Source organism: Sphingomonas sp. Leaf30, assembly GCF_001422525.1.
GTDB classification, from domain to species: domain Bacteria; phylum Pseudomonadota; class Alphaproteobacteria; order Sphingomonadales; family Sphingomonadaceae; genus Sphingomonas; species Sphingomonas aerolata.
Map to the genome: position 1 here is coordinate 114,816 of NZ_LMKZ01000005.1, position 23,721 is coordinate 138,536.

Here is a 23,721-nt window from a genome sequence, read left to right on the forward strand (position 1 = left end):
GTCAGCCGGCCGCGGCGGTGCCGGGGAAGCGGACGACGATCGTCGTGCCGCGGTCCGCTGCGCCGAAGCCGACGGTCGCGTTCAACCGCGCGACGGCGGAGCGGACGATCGCGAGCCCGAGCCCGCTGCCCTCCGGGCTGCCCGGTGCGCCGAGACGGACGAAGCGGTCGAACGCGACCTCGCGCTGGCTGTCCGCGATGCCCGGGCCGTCGTCGATCACCGCGATCGCGGTCTCCCCGCGCGACGTCTGGAGGCTGACCGTGACCGTACCGCCGCGGCGATTGTAGCGGATGCCGTTGTCGACGAGGTTCGACAGGATTTCGAAGATCAGCGTCCGGTGCCCGGGTACCTGGTAGGTTTCGACCGGATCTGTCTCGAGCGTGAGGTCGATCCCCGCCTCGATCGCCTGGTTGATCTGGCGGGTGATGACCGCGGCGGCCACCTCGCGCAGGTCGACGGTTTCGAGCGGGGCGGACACCCCCGCCTCCTCCGCCCGCGCGAGTGCCAGCAACTGGGTGACGAGCCGTTCGAGCCGCGTCACGGCATCGGCGATTTCGTCGAGCGCCTCATGCCGTTCGGCGCCCGAACCGCGCCGCGCGAGCGCCACCTGAACCTTGAGGACCGAAAGCGGCGTGCGCATCTGGTGCGACGCGTCGGCGGTGAAGCGCCGCACGCCGACCGTCGCGGTATCGAGCTGCGCGAGCAGTCGGTCGAACGCGCCGGCGAGCGGGCGGAGCTCGCGCGGCAGCGGCCCCGTGTCGAGCGGCGAGAAGTCGGGCCGCGCCCGCTTGTCACGCGCCTCGATCGCACCGCGCAACCGGGCCAGCGGGCGCAGGCTCCACCCCAGCGCCGGGCGGAGCAGCAGCGCGGCGCCACCGACCAGGACGCATTCGCCGATCAGCAGCGCGATCATCAGACGACGGGTCAGGGCTGACCGGTTGTCGATCGTCTCGGCGATCTGCACGATCACCGGCCGGTCGATCCGCGGCAGGTCGCGACGGACCTCGGCGATGCGGATCCGCTGACCGCGATAGCGCGCAAAGCGGTAGGCGGGCACATCGACCGCGAGCGCCGCGGGATCGGGTGCGGGCAGATCGGCATAGCCGGTGAGCAGGTCGCCGCCGACCGCGATGCGGTAATAGACATTGTCGCGTTCGGCATTCTCAAGCATCCCGAACGCGGCGGCGGGCAGATCGAGCGTGACCTCGCCGCGCTCGACCTGCACGGTCTCCGCGATCGCGCCGAGCGCGCCGCCGAGCACGCGGTCGCTGGTGCGCCGGACGACGTCGGTGATCAGCGTCGCGCCCACCACGCCGATCAGGATCGCCGCCGCGAGCAGCGGGCCGAGCACCGCCACCAGCAGGCGCGTCCGCAGCGCCGGGGCACGCGCCTCAGCCGGCATCGAGCATATAGCCGACGCCGCGGACGGTGCGGATACCTGGTCCGTCGGGAGCGAGCTTGGTCCGCAACCGCGTGACATGGACCTCGATCGCGTTGCCGCCGACGGGTTCGTCGAACCCGAACACCTCGCCGATCAGCAGCTCGCGCGGCACGACGCGGCCCGCGCGCATCGCCAGCGCCTCGAGCACCGCGCGTTCGCGACGGCGCAGGTCGAGCACCCGGCCGGCGATATCGGCATCGCCCGTCGAGCGGTTCATCGTCAAGCTCCCCACGCTCAGCACCGGGAGCGGGTCGCCGCCGCGCCGTCGTCCCAGCGCGCGGACCCGCGCCTCGAGCTCCTCGGGGTCGAACGGCTTGCGCAGATAGTCGTCCGCACCGAGATCGAGCCCGCGCACGCGATCATCCAGCGCATCGCGTGCGGTCAGCATCAGCACGGGCACACGCTCGCCGCGTCGCCGCAGCGTCTCGAGCACCGCGAAACCGTCGATCCCGGGCAGCCCGACATCGAGGATGACCAGCGCATAGGGCTCGCCCGCGACGATGCCGAGAGCCTCCTCGCCGCTCGCGACATGATCGACCGCATTGCCGCCCGCCCGCAGCAATGCCGCGATGCTGCGCGCCAGCGCGGCGTCGTCCTCGATCAGCAGAATGCGCAAATCGGCTTACCTCGTTGATTCAAAAGGGCGTGAAAGGTTGGTGACAGCTTCGATTCGTATTCCACCGCTACTGCCTATCCGAACACAGAGACGGAAGGCGAGGAGAGGTGACGATGGCACGAATGGTTCTCACGATCGGATTGCTGGCCACGCTGACCGGGTTCGCGGCGACCGCGGTATCGGCGCAGCGTCCGGCGGGCTATCCCCGATCCTATGACACGCTGATCGAAAGCGCACGCGCCGAACGGCAGGTCCGGATCTACGGCAATGCCGATCGCGCCGAGCTGCTGCCGGTGGTCGCCGCGTTTCGCAAACGCTATCCCGGCATCACCGTCCTCTACGCCGATCTCGGATCGACCGAAATGTATCGCCGCTTCGTCGCCGAGACGCGCGCGCGGCGCCTGTCCGCCGATCTGGTCTGGTCGTCGGCGATGGATCTGCAGGTCAAGCTGATCAACGACGGTTTCGCGCAAAGCTATGCCAGTCCCGAAAAGCCCGCGCTGCCCGCCGTCTCGGTCTGGAAGAACATGGGCTTCGGCGTCACCGCCGAGCCGATCGGGATCGTCTACAACAAGCGGCTGCTGCCGCCGGCGCGCGTGCCGCGGACGCATGCCGAGCTGGAGGCGCTGCTGCGGACGCAGCGCACCGCGCTGACCGGGCGCGTGACGACCTTCGATCCGTCACGCTCGAATGTCGGCTATCTCTATCTGTCGGAGGACATGGCGATCACGCGCGACACGCGGTCGTTGCTGGAGGCGATCGCGGCTACGAAGCCGGTCCTGTCACGGACCAGCGAGCCGATGCTGCGCGGCGTCGCCGAGGGCCGGCAGGCGATCGCCTACAACGTCATCGGCTCCTATGCGCTCGAGCGGGCGAGCACCGATCCGCGGATCGGCGTCGCGTTTCTCAAGGACTATACGATCGTCACGTCGCGGATCGCGTTCATCGCGCGCGAAGCCGCGCACCCGGCGGCCGCCAAGCTGTTCCTCGACTTCCTGCTGTCGCGCGAAGGCCAGTCGCTGCTCGCCAAGCGCAGCCTCTGGCCGGTCCGCACCGACGTCCCCGCGCGCCGCCTTCCCGCCGCGCAGGCCCGGCCGATCCGGGTCGGACCGCAGCTTCTCGTCACGCTCGATCATCTCAAACGCCAGCGCTTCCTGCGCGACTGGACCGCCCTTCTTGCCAACGGAGCCTCTTCCCGATGACCCCATTTCGTACCGGCTGCGCTCTCGTCGCGCTGATCATCGCGACACCCGCGCTCGCCCAGACCGGGGCACCGGCGCCCGGCGACGCCGACCTCGCCGCACTGGTCCGCGCGCAGGCGGCCGAGATCGCCACGCTCAAGTCCCGGCTCGACCGGCTCGAGACCAATGCAGTCGTCGCGCAGGCGGCCCCGCCCGCAGCCTCCGTCCAGCCGACCGGTGCAGCACCGCAACCACAGCTCGCGCAGACCGGCGAGCCCCGGCGGACCGTGCCGTTCGCGCCACAGCTCGCGCCTCCCGGCCCCGCCGACCGCAGCGTCGCGCAGGCCGTGGCGGCACGCGACAATCCATCGGGCCTGACGACCGAATGGGGTGCCGGCCTGCCGGTCTTCCACTCGGCGGACGGCGTCTATACCTTCAAGCCGCGCGGCCGGATCCTGACCGATGTGAGCTCAAGCTTCGGGTCGAAATATGACGGCCGCAACATCACGACGACGGGGATGCGCGCGCTGCGCCTCGGTCTCGAAGGCGGCGTCGGCACGCATTTCTTCTATCAGTTCGAAAGCGACTTTTCCGAAAACGAGGTCGACGTCGTCACCGCGTTCGTCGGCTGGCGCAACCGTATCACGCCCGGTCTCGATTACGACGTGCGGGCAGGTCATCTGTTCAACGACCGCAGCTTCGAAGGATCGACCGGGTCGGACTCGACCCCGTTCCTCGAGCGCACGACGGTCGCCACCGCGATCATTCCGCAGCGCGGCTTCTACGGCATCGGCGTCATGCCGCGGATCTTCTGGAAGACCGGCCACGCGTCGGTCACCGTCACCGGCGACCGGATCGACGGCACGCAGACGGTCGGCGACAGCCGCACCGTCCTCGGGCGCGCGCACTGGAACCCGATCAAGTCCGACACCGGCGTGCTTCATGTCGGGCTCTGGGGGTTCGACGAATCGCTGTCGTCCGTCGCGGGCACGCTGACCCGCAACACGGTGATCGGCGGGCGGTTCAACGGCGCGCTGCGCGTGTCGAGCGGACCGCTGACCGGCGGGACCGGGACGACCGGGTACGGCGTTGAGCTCGGCGGCTATCGCGGGCCCTTGTGGGTGATGGGCGAAGCCGGCCAGCGCAATGCGCGGCTCGACGGTGGACGGCCCGACTTCGTCAGCAAGGCGTGGAGCGTGTCGGGTGGTCTCTTCCTCACCGGCGACCTGCCGCCCTATAACCCGCGGCTCGGCAGCTTCGGCCAGCCCAAGGTGCTCAAACCCACCTTCGATGGCGGCGTCGGCGCGATCGAACTGACCGCGCGGTACGAGAGCCTCGATTACAGTGACCTGCTGACCGGCGGCGACGGCTGGGCCGCGACGGTCGGGGTGAACTGGTATCTCAACAGCTTCACCAGGTTCCAGGTCAACGCGATCCAGTGGAACACCGACAATCGTGCGGGCGACTATGTCGGCAACGACAGCGGCCAGACGGTCAGCGCGCGCGTCGGTGTGACGTTCTGATGCGACGCGCCGTCTCCGGCATCTACCGCTCCGTCATCCTGACGAAAGTCAGGATCCAGAGCGAGGCAGGATGGCGCTCCGTAACCCTGGATCCTGACGTTCGTCAGGATGACGGGGGTTTTGCCCCCACCCCCCTTTTTCACGCCCTTTTCTAGGACGATGCGATGAACCTTGCCCTGCTTGGCTTCCTGATGGTCGCCACGTTCATGACGTTGATCATGACCAAGAAGATGACGCCGCTGGTCGCGCTGATCGTGATCCCCTCGATCTTCGGCGTCTTCGCCGGCGAGGCCGCGGGTCTCGGCCCGATGATGATCGACGGGATCAAGAACCTCGCGCCGACCGGCGTGATGCTGCTGTTCGCGATCCTGTTCTTCTCGACGATGACCGATACCGGCCTGTTCGATCCGCTGGTCGGACGGCTGATCCGGATGGTGCACGGCGATCCGATGCGGATCCTGATCGGCACGGTCGTGCTGTGCGCGCTCGTCAGTCTCGATGGCGACGGCTCGACCACCTACATCATCACGATCGCCGCGCTGCTGCCACTGTACAAGCGCTATGACATGAACCGCCTGTATCTCGTCTGCCTGCTGATGACGACGAGCGGGATCATGAACCTGACGCCGTGGGGCGGGCCGACCGCACGCGCGGCGAGCGCGCTGAAGCTCGATCCCGCGACGCTGTTCCTGCCGCTCATCCCCGGCATGATCGCAGGGCTCGCCTTCCTCGTCGGGCTGGCGGTGTATTTCGGCCGCAAGGAACGCGCGCGCATGGGCGAAGCGGGCATCACCGCGACCGACACGTTCACCGGCATGGCGGTGTCGCAATATCCCGAAGCGCGCCGGCCCAAGCTGATCTGGTTCAACGCAGCCCTTGTCGTCACGCTGCTGACGCTGCTGGTCTGGGGCATCCTGCCGCTGTCGGTGCTGATGATGCTCGCCTTCGCGATCGCGATGATCGTCAACTATCCGGGCGTCGCCGACCAGAAGGAGCGGATCTCCGCGCATGCCGGCAACGTGCTGGCAGTCGTGTCGCTGATCTTCGCGGCGGGCATCTTCACCGGAATCCTTGGCGGCACCGGCATGGTCGAGGCGATGAGCAAGGCCGTGGTCGGCGTGATCCCGCCAGCGATGGGCCCCTATATGGCGCCGATCACCGCCGCGCTCAGCCTGCCCTTCACCTTCTTCATCTCGAACGACGCCTTCTATTTCGGGATGCTGCCGATCCTCGCCGAGGCCGGTGCGCATTACGGCGTCGCGCCCGAGGCGATTGCGCGTGCGTCGCTGATGGGCCAGCCGGTCCATCTGCTCAGCCCGCTGGTGCCGTCGACCTATCTGCTCGTCAGCCTGGTCGGGATCGATCTGGCGGATCATCAGCGGTTCACGCTGGTGCCGGCGATCCTGGTCTGCGCGGTGATGACGGTGGTGGGCATGATCGCGCTCGCTTTCCCGTTCGTCGCCTAACCGGTCCGGCCATTCGATGATGCCCCCCGCCATCCGCCCTCTGCTTCCCGCCACCGGAGACACCGCATGACCCGTTCGCCGATCCCGCTCGTGCTGCTCCCCGCCATGGGCTGTGACGGGCGACTCTGGGCACGGCAGATCATGGATCTTGCCGCGCTCGCCGAGCCCGAGTTCCATGACCTGTCGCAGGACGACACGCTGTCGGCGATGGCCGCGCGCGTGCTCGCTAAGGCGCCGCCGCGCTTCGCGGTCTCGGGGGTCAGCCTGGGGGGCTATGTCGCGATGGAGATGGTGCGGCAGGCGCCCGACCGGGTCCTGCGTGTCGCACTGTTCGGGACGCGCGCGTCGATGACGATGCGTCCGCGGACGGTCGACGGCCAGGGGTTGCTGGCGACTGCCCCGCATGCCGATCCACGACTGACCGCGATCGTGGCGGGCCCGGTGCAGGCGATGGCGGACCGGGTCGGCAAGGCGGTCTTCGAACGCCAGCAACGCGCGCTGCTCGAACGGCCCGACATCAGCGATGCGATCGCCGCGATCCACGTGCCGACGCTCGTCGCGGTGGGCGATCGCGACCGGATCTGCACGCCCGACGATGCGCGCGCGCTGGCCACGCTGATCGAGGGCGCGCGGTTCCACGAGCTGCGGGGCTGTGGTCATCTCGCCCCGCTCGAACGACCGGGTGAGGTCACCGCCTTGCTGCGCAACTGGTTGCGCTGACACACGCGGCGGGCGTCCGAACAAAATGCGATCATGTTGATGCAGGTTGATAGGAATGGCGGGACATTCGCGCCGCCCGACCGCGTTGATGCTCGCCGATACCGGCTAGGAGAGAGCAGACATGGCCGTCAAATTTGCAGGAACGATGAACGCGATCAATCGCGGTCTCGACGCGACGAAGCCCGCCAAGGGCGCCGACATGGTCGAGGATTGGGAAGCCGCACTCGCCGATATCGAGACACCCGGCGCCAAGGGCATTCTTCGCGACCTGGCATCGCTGCGCAAGCAGCTCGAGAAGGACGCGCCGGACGCCGACCGCGTCCATGCGCTGCTGCACCGGCTCGGCGCCGCGACGACCAAGATCGCGGAAAAGGCTGACACGTCGCAGGACAAGCTGCGTGCGCTCGGCGAGGCGCTGACCGAGGCGGGCGAGGACAGCCCCGACGAGGAAGAGGACGTCGCCGCAGCCGCAAGCCCGAAGCGCGCGCGCAAGAAGGCCTGAGGTTCAGGCGCGGGCCGGCACGTCAGCCGGCCCGCGCCTTTTTCCTATTTCGGCATCGCTCCCGCAGCTATGATACGTAGCGGTGCCACGCGATATCAGCGCGACCAAGCGTAGGGGCCGACCAGCGTCCCGACGAAGCCGCCAGCCATCCGCGTGCTCAGGAACCGGACGTCGACATCCGATACGAGCGTGCGCGGCGTAGTGCCGGTCGTGTAGCTGAAGCGCATCGTACCCCCCGTGGCGTCGATCGTCAGCGTGACCGGGCCCGCCGGATCGACCGGCGCGCTTGCGACAAGCTGCTCCTTGCCTTCCTGCGTCGTATAGAGCGCCACGACGGGTTTCTCCGCAATCTGAGTCAGCCCGAAGAAGAGATGCGCCTTGTCGCTCTGCATCGCGGCTAGGCCAGCACGATCGCCGGTTTTCGGCGAGAATCGCAGCGTGGTCGAGATCGTCGCGTCGTGATGCTGCTGGCGCCGGCCGACAAAGGCGGGGACGCCCGCGAGATCGCCCATCGGCGCGCCCCGGCCGAGCACGAGCTCTCCCCCGGTCAGGCGATAAAAGGGTGCCTTGGGGGTGCGGACACCGACCCATTGCATCGCCAGTCGATCGCCGTCGAACTCGTCAACATAGGAAAAGGCCCCAGCCGTCGGTACTGGTCCCGGGCGCTGCGCGGGCAGTCCGGGCGAGGCCGCGACTTCGGGGACGCGCTGCCCCTTGGGCAGGATGATCGGCCAGCCATCCTTCCACGTCACGGGAAGCAGGAACGTCTCGCGACCGATATTGTAATAGTCGCCGGCATAGGGCCGGACTGCGAGGAAGGTCGCCCACCACTCGCCCGTCTGAGTCTGGACAAGTTCGGCATGCCCCGCCGAGGTGATCGGCCGCGACCGTGCGGGATCGAGATCGCGCTGCGTCAGTATGGGGTTGCCGGCATAGGGCTCATAGCGGCCGCGCAAGGTCCGCGACCGGAGCACGACCTGAGAATGGTTGACGCTCGTGCCGCCCTCCGCGGCGGTCAGATAATACCAGCCATCCTTGCGGAAGATGTGCGGCCCTTCGATCCACACCGGCTTTTTCGACAGGTCGACGCCGCCATTAACGAGCTGCGTGCTCTCGCCGGCCATCTGTCCCCTGCGCCAGTCATATTCCTGGATCCAGATCGCGCGGTGCCCGTCATAGCGCGGGGGTTCGGCGGGGGCGCGGTTGTTGACGATGTAGGCCTTGTCGCCTTCCCAAAAGATCGAGGGATCGATGCCCTCGAACGGCAGCCAGATCGGCGCGGACCAGGGGCCGGCGGGATTGCGTGCGGTGATGACGAAATTGCCTTGGCACTCGACGCAGGTGTTGACGATGTAGAAGACGCCGTCGTGATGGGAGATGTCGGGCGCAAACACCGCCTGCGACGTCCGCATGTGGGTGAAGTCGAGCTGATCGGGGCGATCGATCGCGTTGCCGATCTGAGTCCAGTTCACCAGGTCGCGCGAATGGAAGACCGGCAGTCCGGGGAAATGCGCGAACGACGAATTGACGAGATAATAGTCCTCGCCGACCCGCGTGACCGACGGATCGGGATAATAGCCCGACAGGATCGGGTTGCGATACTGGTTGCGCTGCAATGGTGCCGCGCCGGGCGACCGCCCCTCATAGCTGAACCGGCTGAACCGGGGCGATGCGTCGGACGGCACAGCGGAGGTTTGTGCCGGACCGCCCTGCGCGACGCTGGTGCCGGCGAGCGCGATGAGAGCGAGGGTGAGCATGCGCATGAGGGTGAATCCTTTGTCCGGAGCGGGCGGCGTACAGACTGGTCTTCGGGTCCTTGAGCGGCTGCCGGGACGATCGCGCAGTGGCGACCGTCCCGACCGTTGGTCCTAGAAGGTACCGCGCAGGCCGATCAGGAACTGACGTCCCGGCTTATACTGCGTGAACGTCGCATTCTCGAACTGGAAATAGGACCGCAGCGTCGCGTCGGTGAAGTTCGACACGTTGACCGTCAGCTGCGGTGCGCCCGCCAGGCCGAAGATCTTGTCGAGATCGAACGACGACGAGAAGTCGTAGGTCGTATAGTCCGTCCCGAACAGCGCCGCCGCCGGGATACCGTTCTGCGCCGCGCCGCTATTCTGTGCGCCCTGACGCGAGGTCGTCGCCACCCGGAGCATCACGCCGTTCTTCTCGTAGAAGCCGGTGATGTTGTAGGTGAAGGGCGACACGCCGAACGCCGTTGCCGGGCCATCGCTGCGCTGATCGACGATCGTCGCATTGGCATTGAAGCCGAAGCCCGTGACGCCGATCATCCGGGTCAGGAAGTCGAGCGGCTGGACCCACTGGAATTCGAGGCCGTTGATCGTCAGCTTGTTGGGGACGTTGACCTGCGACGTGACCTGGACCTGCGCGACGCCGGGGCCGCCGCGCGACTGGATCGCGAACTGCTGGTTGGCGTTGAGCGTGTCGAAGGTGATGCCGTATTGCGCCAGCGCCGCGAACGGCACGGTGTTGATCGCGGTGTTGGTGAACCCCTCGATCGACTTGCGGAATGCGTTGAAGCTGACGACGCCTTCGCGGCCGGTATAATATTCGAAACCGAGGTCGAGGTTGGTCGACATATAGGGCTTGAGCGCCGGGTTGCCGATGTTCGCCTGATCCGCCGACGGCGCACCGAAGTTGACCCCGGGAAGCTGCGCCGAGGGGTCCGGACGCGTCATCGTACGCGAGCCGGCGACACGCACCACCGCCTGGTCGCCAAGGTCATAGGCGAAGGTCGCGGCGGGCAGCCATTTCGAATAGACGTTGCGCGTCGACACCTCGCTGACGATATTCACGTAGCGGCTGCCGTCGGGCAAGCTCGCGCCCGTGCTGGTCGTGTTGCGCGGATCCGGCAGCGAGACGCGGCCCGTGATCGTCTGGATCGTGTTGACGTAGCGTACACCGACATTGAACCGCAGCGTGTTGTCGCCGATCTGCTGCGCGCCGTTGAGCGTGGCGAAGGCGGATTTTACGACCTCGCGGATCGCACCGCCGCTGGCGCCGGTGTTGGCCGCACCCGTCTCGGGCGCCGCATCGTGGAAGCTGTCATAGTTGGTGGCGGCGGCAAAGGCCGGCCAGTCGACCGTGACGAACCCTGCCGGGCCGGGCTTCAGATAGCCGGGCACCGCCGCATTGGGGACCAGCGAGCCGCCATAGCTGACCGGCCCCGCCAGGCCGGTGGTCGCGCCCGTGCCATAGCCGGGATAGCTCGGATAGCCCGCCGGCGCGGCGCCGGGGGCGTCGAGGCCTGCGCAGGGCGGCTGGGTGTTGGGCGACGCGACGAACACGTTGGGATTGTTGCCGCAGACGGCATTCTGCCACGCCTGGCTGTTGTCGAACCCGCGGATCCGCCGCGACACGTCGTCGAACGCGCCGCCGATCTTCAGGTTGAGCGCCTTGCCGCCCCAGGTCAGATCGCCGCGCGCGCCCTTGCTCTTGTTGAGACGCCGCTCGTCCTGGATGCCGACCCGGCTGCCCGCGTTCCAGCCAAAATTCGCGGGATCGTTCAGGTCGAGCCCGCTCTGGATCGTCGGGATTCCGCCGGTGTTGCTGTAGGTGACCGTGTTGCCGACGCCGAGCGGGGTGGTGAGGCCCACGGTCGGGCTCTCGCGGTGGAAGGTCGACCGCGCATAATTGCCCTGCAGCGAGGCCTTGAGCGTCGGCGAGATCTCCCATTCGCCGCCCGGGTTGATGCTGACCAGCTTGGTGGTCTCGGTATAGGGGCGGAATTCGTTGAAGAACTGCGCGTTTGCAAACGTGCCGCCGGTCACCACGCACCCGATCGTGCAATCGGGATTGTCGAAGGTCAGCTTGGTCGGAATGATCGCGCCGTTGCGGACGATCCAGGCCATGTTCTCACGCGTGAGCTCGTTCTTCTTGTAGCCGTACAGACCGTCGATGTAGAAATGCAGCGTATCGGTCGGCTGCCATTCGGTGCTGACGATCGCGTTGATCCGGTCGCGCGGGCCGCGGATGCTGGTCGTGCGACCGAGCCGCGGGAGCAGCGCATTGTCGATCTGCTGGATCGTCGCACCCGGGTTGTTCGCGAGTAGGAACGCCCGGTCGATCGGCGTCCCCGCGACCAGCCCGGCGCCGGCGCCGGCGGGCACCACCGCCGGGATCGTCCAGTTGCCGCCGCCGGTCGTGTTGCAGCCCGACGTGGCGCCGCACTGCGCCGCGGTCAGCGCCGGATTGGTATAGCCAATCGTCTCGAACCCGCGCGTATCAGTGAACAACCTTTGTGCCGAGACGCCGGCCAGGATTCCGAACGTGTCGGTCCGCCAGCTTCCGATCAGCGCGCCGCGCGCGCCGATCCGGTCTTCGGGCGACTGGCGCGTGCCCTGGACGTTATAGTTCAGGAACCCGGTCGCGCGGTCGAGCGGACGTGCCGAGCGCAGATCGATATTACCTGCCGCGCCACCCTCGAGCAGGTCGGCGGTATAGCTCTTGTTGACGGTCAGCTTGGTAAACAATTCGGTCGGGAAGAAGCTCAGGTCGACCGAACGATCCGTGCCCTGCGCGTCGGTCGCACCCGACGACGCGACCGCGATCGTCGCGCCGTTGAGCGTCACGTTGGTGAAATTCGATCCGAGGCCGCGGATCGCGACATTCGTCCCCTCGCCCGTCACGTCGCGCGTGATCGTGATGCCGGGAATGCGGTTGAAGGATTCGGCGATGTTGGTGTCGGGAAACTTGCCGATATCCTCGGCAAAGATCGAATCGGTGAAGCCGGTCGACGCGCGCTTGGCGTCGGTCGACTTGGCGAGGCTCGACCGGTAGCCGGTGACGACGATGTCCTCGCTGGGCGTGCCCTGGGTGTCCTCGGTCTGCGGCGCGGGCGGCGTCGCCGGGGCGGGATCCTGACCATTTTCGGGCACCTGCTCCTGCGGCGGCGGCACCGTCTGCGCCAGCGCGATCGACGGCGCCAATACGGCCAGGGTGGTAGCGCACAACAAGGCTGCACGCGTCAGACGCGCCTGTCTAAATGCCTTCATGATCAGGATCCTCTCTGTGGGGTCGTCGCCGTTCGTTGCGGCATACGAAGTCGGTACTGGGGCGCGGAAAGCGGGTCCCGGTTTGGCTAAAACGTGATGCTGTTTGCGTATTTAATCAGCCGGTAGGCGCGCAAGGCTACCCGAGTTGACTCAGGGCAAGCGCCGTAGCGGCACGCGTGCCTGGGGCATCCGCCGGCCGATCTGGCGGCCGCGACATTGACCGGACACTTTCATGGTCACTCATCCTCTCCCTCATGAAACCGTCTGACGCAGTCTTATGTTACCGGTATCTCGCCATGATTGGTTAGCGAGTCAAGCCGGTTTTGGTTTGGCCAATCCATCAGGGCCTTCCCGGAGGCGGCAAGGACGTCCGATCGGGGCGGTCCGTGGCGCATTTTGGTCTCAAGGGTTGCCCACTGCCGCCGGTAAGCGAATGCCCTTGGCACGTTGCCGCTATTCCAGATTGACGCAGTGCAGCATAAAACCTACCAGCGCGCGCTCCCGAAATGCTAAGCCCGACCAGGCGCGGCCTTGCCCAGCGCCGGAGGCGCCGCTTTACCATGACCACGACCTTCGCCGACCTCGCTTTGGCGCCCTTCCTGCTCGAGGCGCTCGCCGAACAGGGCTATGCCCACCCGACGCCGATCCAGGCGCAGTCGATCCCGCAGCTGCTGCAGGGCCGCGACATGCTCGGCATGGCGCAGACCGGCACGGGCAAGACCGCCGCGTTCGCGCTGCCGCTGCTCCACCGGCTCGCCGCCGATCCCCGCCCTGCCCCCAAGGGGGGCGCGCGCATCCTCGTCCTCGCGCCGACGCGCGAACTCGTGTCGCAGATCGCCGCCGGGTTCGAGAGCTTCGGCCGCCACCTGAAGCCGAGCGTGATGACGATCTTCGGCGGCGTCAGCCAGTTTCACCAGGTCAAGGCGCTCGAGGCGGGCGTCGACATCATCGTCGCGGCGCCGGGCCGTCTGCTCGATCTGGTCGAGCAGGGGCTTTGCGACCTGTCGGCGCTTGAGGCGCTGGTGCTCGACGAGGCCGACCAGATGCTCGACATGGGCTTTGCCAAGCCGATCGAGCGGATCGTCGCGACCCTGCCCGCGGACCGGCACACATTGCTCTTCTCGGCGACGATGCCAAAGTCGATCGCGACGCTGGCCGACAGCCTGTTGCGCGATCCGGCGAAGGTCGAGATCGCCCCGCCTTCGACCACGGTCGACCGAATCGAGCAATCGGTGATGTTCCTCGATGCCGCGAACAAGAAGGATGCGCTGCTCGCGCTGCTGCGTACGCCCGACATCGGCCAGGCGGTCGTGTTCACGCTCCAGAAGAACATCGCCAACGACGTCTGCGCGTTCATCGGCGAAGCGGGGATCACCGCCGAGGCGCTGCACGGCAACAAGTCGCAGGGCCAGCGCGAGCGTGCGCTCGACGCGTTCCGTGCCGGCACCGTCCAGGTGCTCGTCGCGACCGACATCGCGGCGCGCGGGATCGACGTCGACACGGTCACGCACGTCTTCAACCACGACCTGCCGAGCCTGCCGGAAAGCTATGTCCACCGCATCGGCCGGACCGGGCGTGCGGGCCGCAGCGGTTTCGCGGTCACGTTGTGCGATGCAGAGCAGCGCGCATGGCTGCACGATGTCGAGCGCGAGATCGGGCGCACGCTGACCGTGCACGACGATCACGAATGGCATTGCGAAGTCGCGCGTCACTCGACCAAGCGTGCGCCGGTGCTGGGCGGTGGCCCGGTCAAGCAGGTCAAGGCGCCCAAGCCGCCGCGCGAGCGCAAGGTGTGGACCGAGGAAGAGAAGCTCGCCGCGCGTATGGCCGCCCAGGCCGCCTGACCGCGGAGCACCGTGTCGACCCCGTCGTGACGGCGGGGGGCGACGCATGGTCATTCCCCGGTTTGCAGCTTAGGCTGCCGCGATGGCCATGATCGTTCGACACGCCCGCATGCCGGTGATCCTGTTGGCGATGCTGACGACCGCGCCCAGTGCCCCGCCGACCGAGCGGGCACGGTGGGAGGCGCAGGCGGGACGCGTGACGATCACCCGCGACGATTGGGGGATCCCGCATGTCCGCGGCCGAGCCGACGCGGATGCGGTGTTCGGGCTGATCTACGCTCAGGCCGAGGATGACTTCGCGCGGATCGAGGCGAATTACCTGACCGCGCTCGGCCGGAGCGCGGAGGCGGACGGCGAGGACGCGGTCTGGGCCGATTTGCGGCAGCGGCTGTTCGTCGACCCAGCTGAACTCCAGCGCGACTATGCGGCAAGCCCCGGCTGGTTGCGGACGCTGATGCAGGCCTGGGCCGACGGGCTGAACTATTATCTGGCGACCCATCCGCAGGTGAAGCCACGGGTCCTCACCCGGTTCGAGCCGTGGATGGCGCTGAGCTTTACCGAGGGCAGCATCGGCGGCGATATCGAGCGGATATCGCTGAGCGACGTCAAGACCTTCTACGGCACGCCGACGCCGCCCAGCCCCGAGGAGCTGGGCATGGTACCGCGTGAACCGTCGGGCTCGAACGGGATCGCGATCGCGCCACGCCTGACCGCGAACGGTCATGCGCTGCTGCTGATCAACCCGCACACCAGCTTCTATTTCCGCTCGGAAGCGCAGATGACGAGCGACCAGGGGCTCAACGCCTATGGCGCGAGCACCTGGGGCCAGTTCTTCATCTATCAGGGCTTCAACCCGTCTGCGGGCTGGATGCACACGTCATCGACGGTCGACAATGTCGATGACTTCGCCGAACGGGTCGTCCGCGGCGACGCGGGCTACCGCTATCGCTATCGCTACGGCAAGGCGCTGCGGCCGGTCACCACGAGGGTCGTCACGCTGCGCGTCCGCAACGCCGACGGCACATCGGGCACGCGCCGCTTCACGACCTATCGCACGCATCACGGCCCGATCGTCGCGAGCAAGGCGGGACGCTGGATCGCGACCGCGCTGATGTGGAAGCCCGTGCCTGCGCTCGAGCAAAGCTATCTGCGGACCAAGGCGACCGATCTGGCAGGCTATATGGCGGTCGCGCAGCGCAAGGCGAATGCGTCAAACGACACGCTGTTCGCCGACGCCAAGGGCGAGATCGCGTTCCTGATGCCGCAGTTCATGCCGATCAGAAGTGACCGGTTCGACTATACCCGGCCCGTCGACGGCAGTGACCCGGCGACCGACTGGCGCGGGCTGCACGGGCTCGCCACGCTGCCGAGCGTTGCGAACCCACGCACCGGCTGGGTGCACAACACCAATGACTGGCCCTGGAGCGCGGCCGGACCCGACAGTCCGCGGGCGGCGGATTATCCCCGCTACATGGATCAGGTCGGCGGCAATGCGCGCGGGGTGCATGCAGATCTGTTGCTGACCGGGAAACGCGGCTGGACCGCGGAGACGCTGCGTGCCGCCGCCTATGACTCTTACCTTCCCGCCTTTGCGCGGCTTCTCCCCGGTCTGGTCGACGCCTGGCGGACGCTGCCTGCCAGCGATCCACGGCGGGCGAAACTCGCGGCGCCGATCGCGCTGCTCGATCGCTGGGATCACCGCTGGGGCTATGGCTCGGTGGCTACCAGCCTTGCGGTGTTCTGGGGCGATCAGCTGTGGCGCGAGGTTGGCGGGTTCGCACAGGCTGAGCGGATGAACGTGCCCGACTACATCGCCACGCGCGTCACGCCGGAGGCCAAGCTGGCCGCGCTGTCGGCCGCGGTCGATCAGCTGACCCGCGACTTTGGCGACTGGCGAACGCCGTGGCAGGCGATCAACCGCTTCCAGCGGCTCGACGACGCGATCCAGCCGCATTTCGACGATGCGCGCGCATCGACGCCCATCCCCTTCACGTCCGCGCAATGGGGCAGCCTCGCATCGTTCGGCGCCAAGCGCTGGCCGGGGACGAAGCGCTATTACGGGACCAGCGGCAACAGCTTCGTCGCGGTCGTCGAATTCGGACCGCGCGTGAAGGCGACGGCGGTGATGGTCGGCGGCCAGAGCGGCGATATCACGTCCCCACACTTCGCCGACCAGACCGCGCGCTACGCCGGCGGCACGCTGCGTCCGGTCTATTTCCACCCCGACGAGCTAAAGGGGCATGTCGCGCGGCGATATCGTCCCGGCGGCTAAGTCTTTCGAATGGCGACGGTGCGCGCCAGCTCGTCGCGCGCCAGCAGGATCTTGCGGCGGACGTCGATTGGCAACGACCGCTGCTCGCCAAGAAAGTCGTCGACGACTCGCAGCGCCTCCGGGCTCACCTGCCCGCCGATGAACGCGTCGATCCAGGCGGGCAGGAAGAAGATGCGGCGATTCTGCCGGATCCACAGAAGCCGATCGAGCGCGGGTCGCAGGAAGCCGATCGTCAGCGCCGCCTGCCCGTCCGCATTGAACTCGCCGAGGCTTTCGCTCGCCCATGCCTCGTTGAGCGCGGCATCGTCGAAATAGCGCTTGAAATAGGCGGTCTTCACGGCGGCACGCGGGGATGCAGCCTCGGCAACGAACGCATCCTTTGCGGCCTCGGTCGAGGTGTCGCGCGCGCGCTCGGCGGTGAAGCGCGTGCCCGCGTCGGGTGCGTCGATCGTGATCAGCCGCCGGACGATCGCCCAGCGTGTCGGCTGGCGGATCGGCTCGCCGGCCAGTCGCGCGCGGCCGTCAAGCAGGGCGCGGAGGCGGTCAAGCGCGAGCGGCGTCCGCGCGGTCGCGATCAGTCGATCGAGCGCGTCTTTGCGCAGTCCATAGCCGATCGCCGCATCGTCGATCCGCGCGAGCAGCGCGGTCTCCCAGCCCGCCCGGAGCCCCGCGCCACGCGCCTCGGTGAGGTAGACGTCGAGCGCCGCCGCCCCGCGCGACAGGATCGCACGCGAGATCTGTTCGTCGCGCTCGGCAGGAAGCTCGCGCAGCAGCACCGCAAGATAGCGTTCGGGCGGCAGCCGGCGGTCGCGGACGACGTCCCAGAGCGCGCTCCACAGCATCGCGCGGAAGAGGCTGTCCGTCACGCTGCCAACGTGTGCGGCGATCCACGCGACGGTCCGGTCGTCGGGCATGAACAGGCCGTAACCCTGGTCGTCGTCATTCGCCCAGACATAGTCGGGCGCGGGCAGTCCGGCGGCCTTGTCGACGGTCGCAACCGCCCCCTCGAAGCATGCGTCGAGCACGACGTCGTCGCGGTCGTGATAGCCGAGGCGGACGCGGACCTTCATCGGCCAGGCGCCGCCCGGATCACCCGGCAGCCTGCTCTCCGATCGCTGTTTCAACACGAGCGCATCGATCCGCCCCTGCGCGAGCGTCAGCGCGGTCTCGATCCGCGGCAGCCCCGCGCGCAGGACATAGTTGCGACCGAACGCAGCCAGATCGATGCCCGACGCCTCGCCCACCGCGCCGAGCAGATCCTGCCAGGTCGCATTGGCATAGCGATGCCGGGTGAGAAACAGGTTCAGGCCGCGCCGGAACCCGTCCTCGCCGACGAAGAACGCCAGTTGCTTGATGACCGCCGGCGCCTTGTTGTAGACGATCGGCCCGTAATTGCTCTTGGCCGCATCGAGATTGTCGAGCGATTGCCAGAGCGGCGCCGTGCCGCTGGTCGCGTCGGCGCGATAGGCCGGCGTCTTGATCGACAGGAGGAACGTCGTCCAGGCGTTGCTGTCCGGTTGCAGGTCCGCCTGGATCCGCGCGGCCATGAAGGTCGAGAACCCTTCCTTCAGCCACAGATCGTCGAACCAGCGCATCGTGACGAGGTCACCGAACCACTGGTGGCTGATCTCGTGATAGATGGTCTGGTCGCGCGCCAGCCGCTGCGGCAGCGTCGGCGGTTCGCGGAAGACGAAGCGGTCCTCATTGTAGAAGACCGCGCCGACATGCTCCATGCCGCCAAAGGGGAAGGCCGGCGCGAGCACGAGGTCGAGCTTGGCGAAGGGAAAGGCGATGCCGAACCAGTCGGCGAGCCAGCGCACCGCTGCGCGATTGGTCGCAAGCTGTGTCTCGGCATCGACCTCGGCGGCGCGCGAATGGCGGGCGTAGAGCGTGATCGGCTGCTCCCCGGCGGGGGACGAAGTCGTACCGACCCAGGGTCCGGCGGCAAAGGCGGCGAGATAGGTGGAGATCGGCACGGTCTCCGCGAACCGCCAGCGGGTCGCGGCGCCTGTCGGAGTCTTCGCGGCGACCGGTCCGTTGGCGATCACCGTCCAGCCCTCGGGCGCGACGACGTCCCAGCGGATGCGGGCCTTCAGGTCGGGCTGATCGAAGCACGGAAACAGCAGATTGGCGTCCGACGGCACCAGCAAGGTGTAGAGATAGGTCCGCCCGTCGGCCGGGTCCTTGAAGCGGATGATCGCGGCGCCTGCGCTCGCGATCGGGGTCTCGAAGCGCGCCGACACGCTGTTAGCTCCGGTCTTTAGCACGCGCGCGGGCAGCACCAGGTGACCATCGCGTCGCGCGGTGGCCGGGACCGCCACACCGTTCGCCTCCAGCCCGGTGAGCATCGTTCCGCGGAAATCGAGGACGAGGTCGCCGCTGTCCCTGACCCGGTCGAACCGGATCACGACCGATCCGACCGCACGGTCGGCGGCGGTGACGTCGAGCGAGATGGCATAGCGGACCCGCGCGACCTGCGCCGCCCGCCGCTGCGCCAGCGAGCGCGATATCCCCGGCCCGGTCAGCGGATCGGCGGCGACGGCCGCCTGCGCCATGCCCGGCCAGCCGATCGCCGGGAGTGCGAGCGCGCCCTTCAACAGGGCGCGGCGGTCCGCTTCGCGCGGCGTGTCCGGATGCATCGTCGCGCCCCTTATTGCCGGTGCGCGGCGATGTAGCGACCGACCTGTTCGTCGAGCACGTCGAGCGGCAGCGCCCCCTGGTCCAGCACGGCCTCGTGGAAATCGCGAATGTCGAAGCGCGGCCCCAGTTCGCGTTCAGCGCGCGCGCGCAGTTCGGCGATCTTGAGCTGACCGACCATGTAGCTGGTCGCCTGCCCCGGCCAGTTGAAATACCGGTCCACTTCACGCGCGATATCCTTGTCGGACACCGAGCTGTTCGCCTTGAAATAGGCGATCGCCTGGTCGCGGTTCCAGCGCTTTGCATGGATCCCCGTGTCGAGCACCAGCCGGATCGCGCGCCATACCTGGAGCGACAGCATGCCGAACCGGGCATAGGGATCCTTATAGACCCCCATCTCGTTTGCCAGCCGCTCCGAATACAGCCCCCAGCCCTCGATATAGGCGCCATAGCCGCCGAACTTGCGGAATTTGGGGATGCCGGTCAACTCCTGCTGGCGTGCGATCTGGAAATGATGCCCCGGCGCGCCCTCGTGCGCGGCGATGCCGGCGACCTGGACCTTCTGCGTCTGGTTCATGTCGACCAGGTTGACGTAATAGATGCCGGGCCGCGATCCGTCCGCCGACGGCGGGTTGTAGAAGGCGGTGGACGCCGTGCCCTCACGCCATTTCTCGACCGCGCGAACCTCGAGCGGCGCCTTGGGCAGGGTCCGGAAATAGCGGGGGGCCGCCGCCATTACCGATGCGATCACGCCGCGCGCGTCGCCGAGATACTGTTCGCGCCCCGCGCTGGTGTTGGGATATTTGAACTGGGGATCGGTGCGGATCTTGTCGAAGAACTGTTCGAGCGTGCCGGTGAAGCCGACCTCGCGCTTGATCGCCTCCATCTCCTGCCGGATCGCGGCGACCTGTTTCAGGCCCAGATCGTGGATCTGGTCGGCGGTCAGCGCGGTCGTGGTCGAGGTCTTCAGCCGGTCGGCATAATAGGCCGCGCCATCGGGCAGATTCCAGGCCCCGAAATTGCCCTTCGATTGCGGCTCGATCGCGTCGAGCGTCGCGAACAGCTGGTCATAGCCGGCACGGAACGGCCCCGTCAGCGCCGCGCGCGCCTCCTCCAGCAACGTCGCCTTGGTCGCCGCGGGCACTGCCAACGCGGTCACCTTCTTGCGGAAATCGGCCATGACCGTCGAATCCGCGCCCGCGTCGAACGGGGCACCGACCAGCACGGCGCGTGCATCGGCGCGGGCGGGTGCGAAATTGACTTTGTTGGGGATGATTCCCGCCGCCGCCTGCTCGCGCATCGTCGTGCTGACCTCGCGCATGACGCGCTCGGTATCGCGCAGCCGTGCGATATAGGCCTGCGCGTCGGCGAGCGTATCGACCTTGTGGTTGTTGATCAGCAACACCGGGATGTCGCCCGCGGGGCTGCCATTGGTCGTGACGGGGAAGCGCAGCTTGCGGAAGCGCAGCGATTGCCGGCCGCGGTCGACCTCATATTCGAACAGCCGGTAGCTCACCCGCGCACTCTCGCCGAGATCGTCGGGGCGGAACCGCGACCGCATGGCCTTCAGCTGCCGCTCCGACAGGGCCTGCGCGCGAACCGCGGCGGCGTCAGTATAATCGTCGAGCCGATCATAATGCGTCTTCAGCCCGAGCTGGGTCAGCGATTCCGGGCTAAGATCAAGCTGTTCGTCATAGGCCTTGTCGAGGAATGCGAGCAGTGCCGCATCCTGTGCCGCGACGCGCTGCGTCTCCACCGGCACCGGGGCGGCGGCGAGGACGATCGGCACGGTGGGCAGCAGCAATAGGGCAAAGGCAAGACGCATTACATTCTCCTGTCGAATGCGTGCTTGTCGCGCGCGGATCCCGTCAGCGCAATCACGGACCGCCAATTGCATGGCCGCTCCAGCGTCAGGTGCGAAATTGGCGATCGCGCGTTCATGCCATGATGAAAGACCTTCCTACTCTGCTGCGCGAGCGGGCCAGCTCCGGCGCCAAGGCCCGGATCGTCGGGCAGGTGCGTGCGCTGTTCAACGACCAGGCGCGCGGCGAGGCACCGGTCCAGCGCAGCGCGGCGGCGATGTTCGCGCCCGATGCGGTGATCGGCACAGTGCATGGCGACGTGGTCAGCATGATGGTCGGCGGCGTCGCGGCGCTACTGCTGCAGATGCTGCACCCGGCAGTTCTGGCGGGCGTCTGGGATCATTCGAACTTCCGCACAGACATGCTCGGCAGGCTCCGGCGCACCGCGCGGTTCATCGCGGTCACGACCTATGGCGAGCGCCCCGATGCGGAGGCGGTGATCGCGCGTGTCCGCGCGGTGCACGCGCACATCGCCGGGACGCTCCCCGACGGCACGCCCTACCGCGCGGACGATCCCGCGCTGCTCGCCTGGGTCCATGTCTCGGAGGCCTGGTGCTTCCTCGCCGCGTGGCAGCGTTTCGGCGACCGCCGGCTCGGCATGGCCGAGCAGGACGCCTATTATGCCGCGTTCGCCGAGCTCGGCGAACTGCTCGGCGCCGCATCGCTGCCGCGGGATCTGGCGGGAACGGACCGTTATCTGCAGACCATGCGCCCGCAGCTCGTCGCGGATGCCCGGACGCGCGAGGTTGCCCGGTTCGTGCTCGAGCAGACACCCGCCAACCCGCTCGCCCTGCCCGTGCAGCGTATCGTGATGCAGGCCGCGGTCGATCTGCTACCCGAATGGGCGCGGCGAATGCATGGGCTGGCGGGGTCGCCCGCCTTGATGCGGCCAGTCGTCACGTCGGGCACGCGCAACCTGGCGAAAACATTGCGCTGGGCGTTTGTCGACCAATAGCCGATCCCCGGCCATCGCGATTAAACTACCAGCCGGTATGTTAATCTGGTTGACAGGTTTCCGCGGCGCTTTATATACCAGCCGGTAGACAAACAGTCCCAGCCGACGGTCGGTCAAATTGTCGTCCGTCAATCGTCTTCCGGCCAGCGAAGTTGCCGACACTGTCCTAGTCGAACGCCAAGAATTCCGCAGTTTTCAGACCGGTTACGGCGTAATGCCGGCGACCGGATATCGTCCACGCTTGTCATCTGGACTGTCGATGCCGCGCGCACCGACGATCGGTGACGCATGTCCATTACAACGGGGGCAATCCCATGGAATATCCCAAATTCACGTTCACGTCAGCCGATCGACCACGGAGCGTTGCGGCATGACCGTGTTCACCCCGATCAAGACGGCCGATGCCATACCGGTGGCGGCCCCTGCCCCCCGACGCAGACCCGTGTGGCAGCGCGGCGCGATGCTGCTCGTGCCCGTCGCGCTGGTTGGCGCGATCGGCGTCCGGCTGCTCGATCAGCCCGATGCCGCGATGGCGGCGCCCCCGCCCGCCTCGGTGACGGTCGCGTCCCCGTTGGTGCGGCAGGTCAGCGAATGGGACGATTATGTCGGCCGGTTCGCGCCAAGCCGCAGCGTCGAGATCCGGCCGCGTGTCGCGGGCGAAGTCACCGGCGTCCATTTCCATGACGGCGATATCGTCCGCAAAGGACAGCTGCTCTTCACGATCGACTCGCGTCCATTCGCCGCCGCGCTAGCCGAGGCGCACGCCAACGTCGCGAGCGCCAAGAGCGCCTTATCGCTCGCGCGGACCGACCTCGGCCGTGCGCAGCGGCTGGTCGCGGACGAGGCCGTCTCGGCGGGTGAGGTCGACGCGCTGCGTGGCAAGCTCGAAGCTGCCAGCGCCGCACTCGCCGCCGCGCAGGCGCGCGAACGTGCCCGCGCACTCGACGTCGGCTTCACGCAGGTTCGCGCGCCGATCGGCGGGCGCATTTCCGATCGCCGCGTCGATGCCGGCAACCAGGTCGCGGGCGGCGAAGGCACCGGCGGCACCGTGCTGACGACGATCAACGCGCTCGATCCGATCTACTTCAATTTCGACGGGTCGGAGGCGCTCTACCTCAAGACGCAGCGCGCGCGGCATCCGGGCGCGACCCCGGCGGCGGTCGAGATCCAGTTGCAGGACGAGACCGAGCATCGCTGGAAGGGCAAGCTCGACTTCACCGACAACGGTCTCGACCAGCGCTCGGGCACGATCCGCGGCCGCGCCGTGCTTGCCAATCCGGGCTATTTCCTGACGCCGGGGATGTTCGGCAACATGCGCCTCGCCAGTGCGGGGACGCGACAGGCGCTGCTGGTGCCCGACGACGCGGTGCAGACCGATCAGGCGCGGAAAGTACTGCTGACGATCGATGCGAAGAACGTCGTGAGCCAGAAGCCGGTCGAGCTCGGGCCGGTGGTCGATGGCCTCAGGATCGTCCGCTCGGGGATCGGGCCGAACGACCGGGTCATCATCCAGGGCACGCAGATGGCGATGCCGGGTGCCACGGTTGCGCCGAAGGCGGGCCGGATCGCGGTCGCAACCGGCGCCGCGGCGCCGGCTTCGGTCCAGCCCATCTCGGGTGAAGCCACACTCGCCAGATAACCACCGTTCCCCGGCGAAGGCCGGGGCCCAGGTGGCATAGCGTTTCGA

15 protein-coding genes are annotated in these 23,721 nt (G+C 67.7%); 9 read left to right on the forward strand and 6 right to left on the reverse strand.

Annotation, left to right across the window (positions count from 1 at the left end):
* Position 1 precedes the first annotated feature (1 nt).
* Together ASE89_RS09955 and ASE89_RS09960 are read right to left on the reverse strand one after the other, a co-directional pair.
* Positions 2–1,402, reverse strand: coding sequence for a sensor histidine kinase (locus ASE89_RS09955; RefSeq protein WP_056676873.1), 1,401 nt, complete (start codon positions 1,400–1,402; stop codon positions 2–4).
* Complete coding sequence (locus ASE89_RS09960; protein WP_031439546.1) at positions 1,392–2,057, reverse strand: response regulator transcription factor; 666 nt, start codon at positions 2,055–2,057, stop codon at positions 1,392–1,394. The genes ASE89_RS09955 and ASE89_RS09960 overlap by 11 nt, the downstream gene beginning before the upstream one ends.
* 113 nt (positions 2,058–2,170) lie before the next feature.
* Between ASE89_RS09960 and ASE89_RS09965 the strand changes: the two genes are divergently transcribed.
* The 5 genes from ASE89_RS09965 (at position 2,171) to ASE89_RS09985 (ending at position 7,449) form a co-directional block, all read left to right on the forward strand.
* A complete protein-coding gene (locus tag ASE89_RS09965; RefSeq protein WP_056408451.1) occupies positions 2,171–3,259 on the forward strand; it encodes an ABC transporter substrate-binding protein in 1,089 nt (362 codons plus the stop codon).
* Positions 3,256–4,761 carry an OprO/OprP family phosphate-selective porin gene (locus tag ASE89_RS09970; RefSeq protein ID WP_056676877.1) on the forward strand — a complete coding sequence of 502 codons (1,506 nt, stop codon included), beginning with the start codon at positions 3,256–3,258 and terminating at the stop codon, positions 4,759–4,761. Before ASE89_RS09965 ends, ASE89_RS09970 begins: the two co-directional genes overlap by 4 nt.
* A gap of 164 nt (positions 4,762–4,925) precedes the next feature.
* Positions 4,926–6,227 (forward strand): CitMHS family transporter, encoded by a 1,302-nt coding sequence (locus ASE89_RS09975; protein WP_056408458.1) that lies wholly within the window; start codon positions 4,926–4,928, stop codon positions 6,225–6,227.
* A 66-nt stretch (positions 6,228–6,293) separates the two neighbouring features.
* On the forward strand, positions 6,294–6,947 hold the full coding sequence (locus tag ASE89_RS09980) for an alpha/beta fold hydrolase (protein WP_031440721.1): 654 nt from the start codon (positions 6,294–6,296) through the stop codon (positions 6,945–6,947).
* 121 nt (positions 6,948–7,068) lie between these two features.
* Complete coding sequence (locus ASE89_RS09985; RefSeq protein ID WP_031394795.1) at positions 7,069–7,449, forward strand: hypothetical protein; 381 nt, start codon at positions 7,069–7,071, stop codon at positions 7,447–7,449.
* A 95-nt stretch (positions 7,450–7,544) separates the two neighbouring features.
* Here the strand turns inward: ASE89_RS09985 and ASE89_RS09990 are convergent, their stop codons facing one another.
* Together ASE89_RS09990 and ASE89_RS09995 are read right to left on the reverse strand one after the other, a co-directional pair.
* Entirely contained in the window at positions 7,545–9,212 is a 1,668-nt protein-coding gene (locus ASE89_RS09990) for a glycoside hydrolase family 43 protein (protein WP_056676880.1), read from the reverse strand.
* A gap of 105 nt (positions 9,213–9,317) precedes the next feature.
* Complete coding sequence (locus ASE89_RS09995) at positions 9,318–12,464, reverse strand: TonB-dependent receptor (RefSeq protein ID WP_056676884.1); 3,147 nt, start codon at positions 12,462–12,464, stop codon at positions 9,318–9,320.
* 560 nt (positions 12,465–13,024) lie between these two features.
* On the opposite strand from ASE89_RS09995, the gene ASE89_RS10000 reads away from it, so the two are divergent.
* Positions 13,025–14,308, forward strand: a complete 1,284-nt coding sequence (locus ASE89_RS10000; RefSeq protein ID WP_031396629.1) for a DEAD/DEAH box helicase — start codon at positions 13,025–13,027, stop codon at positions 14,306–14,308.
* A gap of 82 nt (positions 14,309–14,390) precedes the next feature.
* Complete coding sequence (locus ASE89_RS10005) at positions 14,391–16,580, forward strand: penicillin acylase family protein (RefSeq protein WP_056676887.1); 2,190 nt, start codon at positions 14,391–14,393, stop codon at positions 16,578–16,580.
* On the opposite strand, the gene ASE89_RS10015 is transcribed toward ASE89_RS10005, so the two are convergent.
* Both ASE89_RS10015 and ASE89_RS10020 read right to left on the reverse strand, forming a co-directional pair.
* Positions 16,577–19,219 (reverse strand): M1 family metallopeptidase, encoded by a 2,643-nt coding sequence (locus tag ASE89_RS10015; protein ID WP_236701695.1) that lies wholly within the window; start codon positions 19,217–19,219, stop codon positions 16,577–16,579. The two genes, ASE89_RS10005 and ASE89_RS10015, sit on opposite strands and share 4 nt — an antisense overlap.
* An 11-nt stretch (positions 19,220–19,230) precedes the next feature.
* Positions 19,231–21,042 carry a DUF885 domain-containing protein gene (locus ASE89_RS10020; protein WP_056676892.1) on the reverse strand — a complete coding sequence of 604 codons (1,812 nt, stop codon included), beginning with the start codon at positions 21,040–21,042 and terminating at the stop codon, positions 19,231–19,233.
* A 122-nt stretch (positions 21,043–21,164) separates the two neighbouring features.
* Between ASE89_RS10020 and ASE89_RS10025 the strand changes: the two genes are divergently transcribed.
* A complete protein-coding gene (locus tag ASE89_RS10025) occupies positions 21,165–22,034 on the forward strand; it encodes an oxygenase MpaB family protein (RefSeq protein ID WP_156363419.1) in 870 nt (289 codons plus the stop codon).
* A gap of 370 nt (positions 22,035–22,404) precedes the next feature.
* Positions 22,405–23,673: an efflux RND transporter periplasmic adaptor subunit gene (locus tag ASE89_RS10030; RefSeq protein ID WP_056676900.1), complete on the forward strand. Its 1,269-nt coding sequence runs from the start codon at positions 22,405–22,407 to the stop codon at positions 23,671–23,673.
* Positions 23,674–23,721: the final 48 nt, after the last annotated feature.